The sequence below is a fragment of the Zavarzinia compransoris genome (genome assembly GCF_003173055.1).
Classification (GTDB): Bacteria; Pseudomonadota; Alphaproteobacteria; order Zavarziniales; family Zavarziniaceae; genus Zavarzinia; species Zavarzinia compransoris.
Map to the genome: position 1 here is coordinate 367,369 of NZ_QGLF01000005.1, position 11,839 is coordinate 379,207.

Here is an 11,839-nt window from a genome sequence, read left to right on the forward strand (position 1 = left end):
GTTCCCCCCGGCAAGGAAAAGAAGGAAATCTGGAACCGGGGGCATTCCCCGGTTCCACGACATAGAAGAACAATCTGGCAGAGGAGAGAACCGCCATGTTCGAGCGCACCCTGAAGCTCAGTGAAGAAGACCGGATGGTGTATGACAACGCGCTGAAGTTCTTCGAGCGCGAATGCGTGCCCCACAACGAACGCTGGGCCGAGCAGGGCGTGATCGACCGGGAAGCCTGGACCAAGGCGGGCGAGGCCGGCCTCCTGTGCGCCACCATGCCGCCGGAATACGGCGGCTCGGGCCTCAACTTCCGCGCCTCCGCCATGCTGATGGAAGCGCAGATCGAGGCCGGTACCTCGGGCCCCGGCTTCTCGCTGCATTCCGATATCGTCGCGCCCTATATCTTCGCCTATGGCTCGGAAGAGCAGAAGCAGCGCTGGCTGCCGCGCCTTGCCACCGGCGAACTGATCGGCGCCATCGCCATGACCGAGCCGGGCGCCGGCTCCGATCTCCAGGGCGTGCGCACCACGGCGAAGAAGGACGGCAACCACTATGTGGTCAACGGCCAGAAAACCTTCATCACCAACGGCCAGCTGGCCAACCTGATCATCGTCGTCGCCAAGACCGACCCGAGCAAGGGGGCGCACGGCACCTCCCTGGTCATCGTCGAGACCGACGAGGTGGACGGCTTCCGCCGCGGCCGCAACCTCGACAAGGTGGGCATGGCGGCGCAGGACACGTCGGAACTGTTCTTCGACGAGGTGCGCGTCCCGACCTCGAACCTGCTGGGGCATGAGGAAGGCCAGGGCTTCATCCAGCTGATGCAGCAATTGCCGTCCGAGCGCCTGCAGATCGGCGTCACCGCGATCAAGACGGTGGAGAAGGCGCTCGAACTGACCCTGAAGTACACGAAGGAGCGCAAGGCCTTCGGCAAGTCGATCTACGATTTCCAGAACACCCGCTTCAAGCTGGCGGAAATCGCCACCGAGGCGCGCATCGCCCGCGTCTTCGTCGATCATTGCATCGAGCTTCTGGTCGAGGAAAAGCTCGATGTCCAGACCGCGGCCATGGCCAAGTGGTGGTGCTCGGAACTGCAGTGCAAGGTCGTCGACGAATGCCTCCAGCTGCATGGCGGCTATGGTTACATGATGGAATATCCGATCGCGCAGATGTTCGTGAACGGCCGCATCCAGAAGATCTACGGCGGCACCAACGAAATCATGAAGGAACTGATCAGCCGCACGCTGTAACGCGGACGATCAAGAAGAACAGGCCCCGGGGCGTGCCTCCCCGGGGCAAATCATTCGGGAATTCAGAGGAGAGAGACGATGGCTGACGCATATGTTCTCGACGCCGTGCGCACCCCGCGCGGCAAGGGCAAGAAGGACGGTTCCCTGCACGAGGTGACCTCCCTGCACCTGGCCACCACGGCGCTGAAGGCGATCCGCGACCGCAACAACCTCGACACTGCGCTGGTCGAGGACGTCGTGCTCGGCTGCGTCGAGCCGGTGGGCGAGCAGGGCGCCGATATCGCCCGTATCGCCGTGCTCAACGCCGATTACGCGGAAACCACCGCCGGCGTGCAGATCAACCGTTTCTGCGCCTCGGGCCTCGAAGCCGTGAACATGGCGGCGGCCCAGGTCATGTCGGGCCAGAGCCCGATGTCGATCGGCGGCGGCGTGGAAAGCATGTCGCGCATTCCCATGGGCACCTCGGGCGGCGCCTGGCCAATGGACCCGGCCATCGCCTTCAAGTCCTATTTCGCGCCGCAGGGCGTCTCGGCCGACCTGATCGCCTCGAAATACGGCTTCTCCCGCGAAGATGTCGACGGTTACGCGATCGAAAGCCAGAAGCGCGCCAAGCATGCCTGGGACAACGGCTATTTCAAGAATTCCGTGGTGCCGGTGAAGGATATCAACGGCCTGACCATTCTCGACCACGACGAGCACATGCGCCCGGACGCGACCATGCAGTCGCTCGCCTCGCTGCAGCCGTCCTTCGCCATGTTCGGCGAAATGGCCTTCGACGGCGTCGTGCAACTCCGCTATCCGGAAGTCGAGAAGATCACCCATATCCACCATGCCGGTAACTCGTCGGGTATCGTCGACGGCGCCTCCGCCGTGCTGGTCGGCTCGAAGGAAGCCGCTGCCGCCGCCGGCATCCGCCCGCGTGCGCGCATCCGCAGCTTCACCTCGATCGGTTCCGAACCCTCGATCATGCTGACCGGCCCCTCGGCCGCGGCCGAACGCGCCCTGAAGCGCGCCGGCATGAAGTCGACCGACATCGACCTCTACGAGCTGAACGAAGCCTTCGCCTCGGTCGTGCTGCGCTTCATGCAGGCGCTCGACGTGTCCCACGACAAGATCAACGTCAACGGCGGCGCCATCGCCATGGGCCACCCGCTGGGCGCCACCGGCGGCATGATCCTCGGCACCGTGCTCGACGAGCTGGAACGCCGCGATCTCAACACCGCCCTGATCACCCTTTGCGTGGGTGCCGGCATGGGCACCGCCACCATCATCGAGCGCGTCTGATCGAGCGACGGGGTAGAGCTACCATGAGCAACAATATCAATTACAACGTCGACGCCGACGGCATCGCCACCATCACCTGGGACATGGCCGGCCGTTCGATGAACGTGCTGAACGAAGCCTCGATCCGGGATTTCGCCGAAGCGACCGAGAAGGCGATCGCGGACCCGGCGGTGAAGGGCGTGATCGTCACCTCGGCCAAGGATGCCTTCCTGGCCGGCGCCGATCTCGACATGCTGGTGAAGACCGCCTTCGGCCCGAAGGACGCGAAGGCCCTGACCGAGAATTCGGGCACCCTTCAGCGGATTTTCCGCAAGTATGAGACCTCGGGCAAGCCCTTCGTCGCCGCCATCAACGGCACCGCGCTCGGCGGCGGTCTCGAGATCACGCTGGCGTGCCATTACCGCATCGCCGCCGACAATCCGAAGACCAAGCTCGGCCTGCCGGAAGTGAAGGTCGGCCTGCTGCCCGGCGCCGGCGGCACCCAGCGCCTGCCGCGCATCGTCGGTATCGCCAAGGCCCTGCCGCTGCTGCTCCAGGGCAAGGAACTGGACCCGAAGAAGGCGCTGTCGGAAGGCATCGTCAACGAAGTGGTCCCGGCCGACCAGCTGCTGGCCCGGGCCAAGGACTATCTCCTCGGCTCGCCGCGCAATGTTCAGCCCTGGGATGAGAAGGGTTTCAAGATCCCCGGCGGCGCGGTCTATTCGCCCGGCGGCGCGCAGACCTTCATGGGCGGCATCGCCATGTCGCACAAGGAGAGCTTCGGCAATTACCCGGCGATCAAGGCGATCCTGTCCTGCGCCTATGAAGGGCTTCAGGTGCCCTTCGATGCCGGCCTGCGGATCGAGACGCGTTACTTCGTCTCCCTCCTCCTCGATCCGACCGCGGGCAACATGATCCGCACCCTGTTCATCTCCATGCAGGAGCTGAACAAGGGCGTGCGCCGCCCGAAGAACGAGCCGGCGACCGAGGTGAAGAAGCTCGGCATCCTGGGCGCGGGCATGATGGGTGCCGGCATCGCCTATGTCTCGGCGGCGGCAGGCATCGAATGCGTGCTGCTCGACCAGACGATCGAGGCGGCGGACAAGGGCAAGGCCTATTCGACCAACCTGCTCGACAAGGCGATCTCGCGCGGCAAGTCGACGCCGGAGAAGAAGGAAAAGCACCTCGCCCTGATCACCACCACCACCGATCACGCCGATCTCGCCGGCTGCGACCTGGTGATCGAGGCGGTGTTCGAGAACCGGGACGTGAAGGCGGAAGCCACCCGCAAGTCCGAGGCCGTGATCCCGGAAACCGCGATCTATGCCTCGAACACCTCGACCCTGCCGATCACCGGCCTCGCCGAGGCCAGCAAGCGGCCCGAGAGCTTCATCGGCATCCACTTCTTCTCGCCCGTCGACAAGATGATGCTGGTCGAGATCATCATGGGCAAGCAGACGAACCAGCGCGCCCTTGCGGTCGCCATGGATTACGTCAAGAAGATCCGGAAGACCCCGATCGTCGTCAACGACAGCCGCGGCTTCTACACCAGCCGCTGCTTCGGCACCTATGTCAACGAAGGCATCGAGATGCTGGCGGAAGGCATTGCGCCCGCCATCATCGACAACGTGGGGCGTGCCACCGGCATGCCGCGCGGCCCGCTGGAGATGAACGACGACGTGGCGCTGGACCTCGGCCACAAGGTGCGCACCCAGACTAAGGTGGACCTGGGCGATGCCTATGAGGCGACCCCGGCGGACGATATCGTCGAGACCCTGGTGGTGAAGCTCGGCCGCTATGGCCGCAAGAACGCCAAGGGTTTCTACGAATACCCGGCCGACGGCAAGAAGTACCTGTGGGACGGCCTGGCCGAACTCGCCCCGGTGAAGATCGCCGAGGCGAGCCGCGACCAGATCACGGAAATCCGTACCCGCCTCCTGGTCCGCCAGGCCGTCGAAGCGGCGCGCTGCTTCGAGGAACAGGTGGTGACCGACGTCCGCGACGCCGACGTGGGTTCCATCCTGGCCTGGGGCTTCGCGCCCTGGACCGGCGGCCCGCTGTCCTATATCGACCGTCTGGGCCTTGCCGAATTCGTGAAGCTGGCCGACAGTTACGCCCAGAAATACGGCAAGCGCTATACCCCGCCCCAGCTGCTGCGCGACATGGCGGCCAAGGGCGAGACCTTCTACCAGACCGCCAAGCTGGCCGCCGCCGCCGAGTAATCGGCCGCGACACCGAGACGAAGGCCGGCAGGGCGACCCGCCGGCCTTTTTCGTCCGCACCGTTTCCGGGCATTCCGGCATTGCGTGTGGGCCGGGCCTCTTCGATCATCGGTCCGGCGCCGGGAAGACGGCCCGGCGGGAGGGATCGAGATGGAACGGACCTATGCCCGTGCCCTGCTGCTGGCGGGGCCCACGATGGTCGGCGCCGGCTTTCTGGCCTATGCGCTGTTTGCGGGGCTGGCCGGGCTGGCCGGTCCGGTCCTGGCGGCGGCCGTGACCGGGCTGGTTTTCCTGGCGCCGGCCCTGATCGTCGGACTGTCCCGGAAGAAGCCCGTCCCCACCGTCACCGGGACGGTGAGCACGACGGCGGCGGCGGCCAATGCCCAGTTGCGCACGATCGCCGAGGCGGTTCACGACAACCCGCTGGGCGCGGCCGCCTCCACTGCCTTGCAGGGTGTCGCCGGCCTGCTGGACCCGGATCGCCGGCGGAAATAGTCAGGGCGGGGGGCAGGGGCCGGACAAGGCTTCGTCCGCCAGCAGGAGGAGGCGGTCCCCGGCGACGATCAGCAATTCCTGGCGGCCTTGCAGATAGGCCGGGCTGGGCAGGTGGGGGAATTCATGATCGCGGCCGCCGGCGACGGTTTCCGCCCGGCCTTCGGCGTCGATCGTATAGAGCCCGCCGGCGGTGATGACCGCGACACGGCGGGACGCCGGCATTTCGGCGATGTCGCGGATGGCTTCCCCGGCCGGGAAGCCTTCGGGCGGCGGCAGGGGGCGGATGCGCAGGTCGGGCCCGAGTTCGAACAGGCCGCGTTCGCTGTAGATCAGGATTTTGCCGATGGTTTCGGCCGGCCGGATCCATGTCCAGGTGCCGATGGCGTCGGCACCACTGTCTGGAATGGGGACGAGCCTATCGCCGTCATAGGCGTAAAGCCCGCCGTTGCCGATGCGGTCCGAAACATGGCCGGCATTGACCAGGACGAGGCCAAGCGCGGGCAGGTCGGTGAAGGGATGGGGACGCAGCGGCAGGCTGGCCACGGTTTCGAGCCCGGCGGCCCCCAGGCGCAGCAGGCGGCCCGGTTCCGCGTCGGACAGGGTGAGGTAGAGGCCAAGGGCCTTCGAGACGAGATCGGCGGCCGCGCGATTCGTCTGCCGCCGTTCGAGCCTATGGACCGCGCGCGGGCGGGGGGTGCCGTCCGCCCAGTCGAGGTCGATGGCCACGGTCTCCTTCTGGCTGCGCAGCAGCAGCCGGTTGCCCGGCAGGAGGTCGGCGGTGAGAAGATAATCCCCCGTCGTTTTCGCCAGGGTATAGAGCGGTGTCTGCACCGCCCCCTCGCCGACATGAAGGATGAGGCCGTCCGCCGCGGTGGCGAGAAGGCCGGGCATGCCCTCCACCTCCCGTACCGTCCACACCGCCGGCGGGAAGGCGGGAACCAGGGTCGGGCCCGCCAGCCGGTGAACGCCGGCGTCGGCGACCCCGACATAGACTTGCCCGCGCGCCAGGGCGATGTCGTAAAAGCGGAAGCCCGGCGGTGTGGCCAGGGGCTGGAAGCGGCCGTCCGCCGCGGGGGCGACATAAAGACCGGTGCGATCGATGCCGACGAGCCGGTCCGTGGCCGGATCATGCAGGTATCTCGCGGCCAGGCCGAAGGTCGGATAGGGGCCGCCATAGGGGACAAGGCGGCGGTTCTCGTCGATGGTCCAGACACCGCGCCTATTGCCGCCCTGCATGATGGGGCGAGGGCGGCCGTGGAAACTGTCGATTTTCCGGACGATCCGCCAGGCGTCACCCAGGTCCGCGGCACCGGGGGCGCCGTCGCCGACCGGCAGCAGGCACAGGCGCCCGGCCAGCGCGGTGGCCGGCAAGGCCGCAGCCAGCAGCAGGAGCAAAAGCCCAAGGGAGGGAAACCTCATTCCCGCCATCCGTGTTCGTGGGTCGGATCTTCATCCTGGCAGGGTCGGGCGGGCTTGGGAACGGGGACTCAAGGCCAGGCGACGGTGCGGCCCTCGAACAGTTTCAGGATTTCGGCCGGTACCGGGATGGCCTTTCGCGCCTGCATGTCGAAATAGACGGCGACGATCTCGACGGTGGCGAGCGCTTCCCCTGTCTTTTCGTCCAGCAGCCAGTGGAAGAAGCGGAGCGTGCGCCCGACCGTGCCCGAGGCGCCGGAACGCAGGACGACGACATCGCCCGGCGCCACCGGCCGCGACCAGCGGATCCGGTAGTCCAGGGCGGCGGAGCCGATGTGCCGGCCGCGCAGGCTTTCCGACGATGTGTCTTCCGAGGCGATGAGATGCCCCACCGCCTCGGACAGGCGGCGGATCAGGCCGCGCCGGCCGATCATGCCGCCGGGGCGAAGGTCTTCGGGGATGATCGCGCTGACCCCGGTCTCGACCAGGGCGAGCGCCCGGGCGCGCTCCAGGCCGACGCCGTCGAGGGCGGCGACGGCGGGGAACGCGGCCCCGGCCTCGACCAGCGCGGGATCGACGCCGCGGGCGGCACCGGCCGCGACCACCGCGGCCGGCAGGTTGCCGACCAGGGTTTCGACCGTGGCCGCCACCGCGCCGCTCGGCGAATGATACATGATATGGCGGAGGCGCAGGGTGCCGGCCCCCGGATCGGCGCCGATGACGGCGCTGCGCACCCAGAGGGCGGCGCCGACCCGGCTTTCCTTGCGGAAGACGATGTGGTCGGCGCGGGGTTGCGCCGCCCCGCCCGCCGGCAGGCCCAGACGGGCAAGGAGAACCGCTTCCGCCTCGTCGAACTTGGCGCCATAGAACTGCACGTTCATATGACCCATCTGGTCGCATTCCCAGGCATCGGTGCCGCCGCGCCAGGTGACGTCGAAATGAGGCAGGGTAAGGTCAGCGGTCATGCTTGCCGTCCGGTCTTTTACTGTCGAGGTTACGTCTGATTGCGCGCGATATGCCCGAGCATGTTGTCGAGGCCCTTCCGGACCTCGTCGGGGTTCAGGCCACGCGATGACAATGCCACGGCAAGCTGTTCCCGGCCGGCCCGGTCGTCGAGGCCGGCGGGCGGTGCGCAGTCGGCGACCTTGCCGGCGATCAGGTAGCTCATCAGGCGGCTGGTTCTCCGGTTGCCGGCGATCTTGTCCGACGCGGCCAGTTTCTCGATCAGGGCTCCCCATTGCCGGTTGGTGGACCGCCGCACGGCTTCGATGCGCAGCATGGTCTTACCGCCGCCCCCCGCGCGGGCGCGGTTCAGCAGGTGATCGACATCGTAGGGCGCGAGGTCCTGGGGTGTTACGGTCAGGCCGTAGATCTTCTTCAGGAAGGCGATATAGGCACCGCGGTAATCCCGGTAGCTGGCCCTGACCCAGAGGCTGGCGTCATGGGGGCGGTCGCTGCCGGCCATGATGACCACATTGGCGATCGAACGCCGGTCCAACTGGCCGCTGACCGCGCCGGGCCCGAATGCGTCCGGAAAAAACGTCAATTTGTCCAGGGCCCGGACATCTTCGGCCTCGACCGAGGGGGGCCAGTCATAACGGAAGGTGTGCAGCAGGGCGGCCGCCCGCTGTTTGACGATATCGTCGATGGTCATGGGCACCCCTCTCTTTCGCGGGATCGGGTGCCTTGCCCCGATCCTTCCGCCAGGAGATGGGGTCGGCAATTCACGGTTGCAAGCCCAAAAGGGCGGGCAGGGCGGCCATGTCGGTGAAGGTTTCGGCGCCGGCGGCGGCCAGCAGGCGGGCATCGGTCTCGCGGGCGAAGCCGAGCGCGCGCATGCCGGCGGCGACCGCCCCGGTGACGCCGGGCACGCTGTCCTCGACCACCACGCTTTTGCCGGGCTCGTGACCCATGCGGGCGGCGGCATGGAGGAAGAGGTCGGGGGCGGGCTTGCCGTGCCGGACCTCGAGCGCGGAAAAGATCCGGCCTTCGAACAGGGGGGCGAGGCCGGTCAGGCCCAGGGTCAGCGCCATCTTGTCCGGCGTGCCGGAAGAGGCGACGCAGGTGGCGAGCCCCGCCGACCGCACCGCCGCGACGGCGGCGGCGATGCCGGGCACGGCCTGAAGCCCGGCGCGGAAGCCGTCATAGGTTTCGGCCTGGAGCCGGGGCAGCCAGTCCGGCGGCAGGGCCTTGCCGGTCAGGACCTCGATCCGTGCCATGACCGAGGTCATGGACAGGCCGACGAATTCCCGCCGGCTGCCCGCCTCGTCCAGGGCGAGGCCGTGGGCGGTGACCGCCGCCGCCAGGGCGCGGTTGGCGATCCCTTCGGAATCGACCAGGACGCCGTCGCAATCGAAGATGACGAGGGAGGGACGCACCGTAACCCCACGCAGCCGGATGAAAGGGAGGCGCAGTCTACAGGCCCATCTGGCGCGCCGCCAGATCGCGCATGATCTCTTCCGACCCGCCGCCGATGGCATTCACCCGCACCTCGCGGTAGATGCGTTCGGTCTTCACGCCGCGCATGTAACCGGCGCCGCCCAGGATCTGCATCGCCTCGCGGGCGCAGAATTCCATGGTCGTGGTCGCCTGGTTCTTCAGCATGCAGATCTCGGCGATCGGGGCATCGCCCTGTTCGATGCGCCAGGCGAGGTTTTCCAGCAGGGCCTGGGTCGCGTTCACGCGCTGGGCCATGTCCACCAGCTTGTGGCGGATCACCTGATGGTCGGCCAGGCGCTTGCCGAAGGTCTGGCGCTGGCGCGCCCAGGCCAGCGCCTCTTCCAGGGCGACGCGGGCGAAGGCATTGGCACCGGCGGCCAGGCCGATGCGCTCGGCGTTGAAATTGCGCACGATGCCGAGGAAGCCCGCGTTCTCCGGCCCGATCAGGTTGTCGGCTGGGACCTTCACGTCATTGAAATGGATGGCGGCGGTATCCGACGCCCACCAGCCCATTTTCTTCAAGGGGGTGCGGGTGATGCCCGGGCGCTCGGTCTCGATCAGGAGGAGGGAAATGCCGCCGAACCCCTTGCCCCCGGTGCGAACCGCCGTGGTGATGTAATCGGCCCGGATGCCGGAGGTGATGAAGACTTTCTCGCCGTTGACGCGGTAATGATCGCCGTCGCGCACCGCCGTGGTGCGGAGGTTGGCGACATCCGAACCGCCCGAGGGTTCGGTGATGGCGAGCGCGGAAATCTTCTCGCCCGACAGGATGCCGGGCAGGACCCGGGCCTTCATCTCGTCCGAGCCGAGATCGCGGATCGGCGGCGCGCCGATCGAATGGCTCATCAGCGAGGCGATGACGCCGCCGCAGCCGGGCCGCGCCAGTTCCTCGGTCGCGATGATCGAATGGAACAGGTCGGTGCCCTCAACGCCGCCGTATGCCTCCGGAAAGCCCATGCCGATCAGGCCGATATCGGCGGCCTTGCGGTAGAGTTCGCGCGGGAAGCCGCCGGCCTCGTCCCAGGCGTCGACGAAGGGGGCGATATGCTCGTCCACCCATTTGCGCAGCATGGCCCGGAACTCCCGATGCGCGGGCGTGTAATAGGGGCTGGGCACTTCGTGCAGCAGGGGATCGAACAGCGACAGTTCGGACATGGTGCTCTCCTCCGCGCCGGCGCGGGGATCGCCGGACTATTTGTCATTTGGTCGACAGGGTGCCCGGCCGGGAGAGTTGACGCAAGCGTCAACCTTGCGCCGCCGGCGACGCGGCGGCGCGGTGACGGCCGTCACGGCCGCGCCCGCCCGCCTGTGGCATGATCGGCCGGATCATTCGCGGTGGGACGATTCGCGACGGGAGGGACGGATGCGGGGGATGATTTCCGGGTTGGCGCTGGGGGCGGCCGTGGCGGCCGTCGCCTTGCCCGTGCAGGCGGCGGACATGCTGCGGCCGCGCGTCGACTATAGCGCCACCTATCGCATCGATCCGGACGGCATGGTCATGACCATGAGCCATCACGCCGGCCGGATGCGCATCGATACCGACGAGGGCGGCCGCCCGGCCACCATCCTCATGGACCCGGTGAAGCGGGTGATGTTCATGCTGGCGGACGGCATGGCCATGAAGATCAGCATGGACCAGCCCCTGCCCGGCGCCGGCAAGGGCCTGACGCCGACCGGCGTGGTGGGCAGCGCCCGCTATACCCCGGTGCCCCTCGGCACCAAGGTGATCGCCGGCCTCGGCTGTACCGTCTACGAAGCCTTCTGCGAGGGGGACGGGGGCAAGCCGGTCCGTTCCGAAGTCTGCCTGACCGACGATATGGTGATGCTGGAAGCGGTCTCGAAGGACCAGGGCCAGCCCTATGTCATGACCGCGACCTCGGTCAGCCTGAAGCCCCAGGATCCGGCCCGCTTCGAGGTGCCGAAGGGGATGCAGGTCATGGACATGTCCCAGATGCTGGGCGGGCTCGGCGCCATGGGCGTGCCGGGGATGCCGCGCCAATAGGGGGGCCGGGGAACCGGCGGGCCCGCCCCCGGTTTGTTATCCGGGGGCTGCCATGGCACCATGGCCCGAAACGGGAGAAAGCCGATGCGCCGTCTGATATCCGCCAGCCTCGTCCTTGCCGCCGGCAGCGCGCTGCCCGCGGCGGCGGAGCCCATGCCCCTGCCGAAGGTGGATTATTCGGTCACCTATCAGGTCCAGCCCGGCGGCCACCTGATGACCATGGCGCATCACGACGGCAAGATGCGCATGGACATGACCGAGCAGGGCCAGGCCATGACCGGCCTGATGGACCTGCACAGCAACAAGATGGTGGTCCTGATGTCGGCCCCGGTGAAGATGGCCTTCGAGATGGACATGAGCCAGCCGATGCCCGGCATGACCGGGCCCGGCGCCGGCCTGTCGCCCCAGCAGATGATGACCGAGGCGGACGTCAAGCTCTCGCCCCTCGGCACCAAGACGATCGCCGGCCATAGCTGTACCTATTACAGCGCCGTCGGCACCCTGGGCGGCGAGACGGCGGAATCCAAGGTCTGCCTGACCGGGGACAATGTCATGCTCTATTCGGAAACGGTCGACCAGGGCAAAACCTATGTGATTGCAGCCAGTCACGTCGACCTCGGGCCCCAGGATCCGGCCCGCTTCCGCGTGCCGCCCGGCTATCAGGTGATGCCGATGCAGCAGATGCTGCAGGGCCTCGGCGGGCTGCCGGGCCTGCCGGTGCAATAGGCATCGCCGGGCGACGTGGAGACCGCTTCGCCGTC

At 67.5% G+C, this 11,839-nt stretch carries 11 protein-coding genes; 6 read left to right on the forward strand and 5 right to left on the reverse strand.

Annotation, left to right across the window (positions count from 1 at the left end; genetic code table 11):
• Positions 1-95: 95 nt before the first annotated feature.
• The 4 genes from DKG75_RS18645 (at position 96) to DKG75_RS18660 (ending at position 5,221) form a co-directional block, all read left to right on the forward strand.
• Positions 96-1,241 carry an acyl-CoA dehydrogenase family protein gene (locus tag DKG75_RS18645; RefSeq protein WP_208111887.1) on the forward strand — a complete coding sequence of 382 codons (1,146 nt, stop codon included), beginning with the start codon at positions 96-98 and terminating at the stop codon, positions 1,239-1,241.
• A gap of 78 nt (positions 1,242-1,319) precedes the next feature.
• Entirely contained in the window at positions 1,320-2,525 is a 1,206-nt protein-coding gene (locus tag DKG75_RS18650; protein ID WP_109922674.1) for an acetyl-CoA C-acetyltransferase, read from the forward strand.
• Positions 2,526-2,548: 23 nt separating this feature from the next.
• Entirely contained in the window at positions 2,549-4,726 is a 2,178-nt protein-coding gene (locus DKG75_RS18655; protein WP_109922675.1) for a 3-hydroxyacyl-CoA dehydrogenase NAD-binding domain-containing protein, read from the forward strand.
• Between the two features lie 150 nt (positions 4,727-4,876).
• A complete protein-coding gene (locus DKG75_RS18660; protein ID WP_109922676.1) occupies positions 4,877-5,221 on the forward strand; it encodes a hypothetical protein in 345 nt (114 codons plus the stop codon).
• On the opposite strand, the gene DKG75_RS18665 is transcribed toward DKG75_RS18660, so the two are convergent.
• The 5 genes from DKG75_RS18665 to DKG75_RS18685 all read right to left on the reverse strand — a co-directional run bounded on the left by DKG75_RS18665 (position 5,222) and on the right by DKG75_RS18685 (position 10,231).
• Positions 5,222-6,640, reverse strand: coding sequence for a hypothetical protein (locus DKG75_RS18665; RefSeq protein WP_133636696.1), 1,419 nt, complete (start codon positions 6,638-6,640; stop codon positions 5,222-5,224).
• 68 nt (positions 6,641-6,708) lie between these two features.
• Entirely contained in the window at positions 6,709-7,602 is an 894-nt protein-coding gene (locus DKG75_RS18670; RefSeq protein WP_109922678.1) for a thioesterase family protein, read from the reverse strand.
• 29 nt (positions 7,603-7,631) lie between these two features.
• A complete protein-coding gene (locus DKG75_RS18675) occupies positions 7,632-8,291 on the reverse strand; it encodes a hypothetical protein (RefSeq protein ID WP_109922679.1) in 660 nt (219 codons plus the stop codon).
• 70 nt (positions 8,292-8,361) lie between these two features.
• The gene (locus tag DKG75_RS18680) at positions 8,362-9,015 is read right to left on the reverse strand and encodes an HAD family hydrolase (protein WP_208111888.1); all 654 of its coding nucleotides are present in this window, start codon (positions 9,013-9,015) and stop codon (positions 8,362-8,364) included.
• Between the two features lie 37 nt (positions 9,016-9,052).
• Positions 9,053-10,231, reverse strand: a complete 1,179-nt coding sequence (locus tag DKG75_RS18685; RefSeq protein ID WP_109922681.1) for an acyl-CoA dehydrogenase family protein — start codon at positions 10,229-10,231, stop codon at positions 9,053-9,055.
• A gap of 217 nt (positions 10,232-10,448) precedes the next feature.
• On the opposite strand from DKG75_RS18685, the gene DKG75_RS18690 reads away from it, so the two are divergent.
• Positions 10,449-11,078: a hypothetical protein gene (locus DKG75_RS18690; RefSeq protein ID WP_133636698.1), complete on the forward strand. Its 630-nt coding sequence runs from the start codon at positions 10,449-10,451 to the stop codon at positions 11,076-11,078.
• Positions 11,079-11,162: 84 nt separating this feature from the next.
• On the forward strand, positions 11,163-11,804 hold the full coding sequence (locus DKG75_RS18695) for a hypothetical protein (RefSeq protein WP_109922683.1): 642 nt from the start codon (positions 11,163-11,165) through the stop codon (positions 11,802-11,804).
• Positions 11,805-11,839 lie beyond the last annotated feature (35 nt).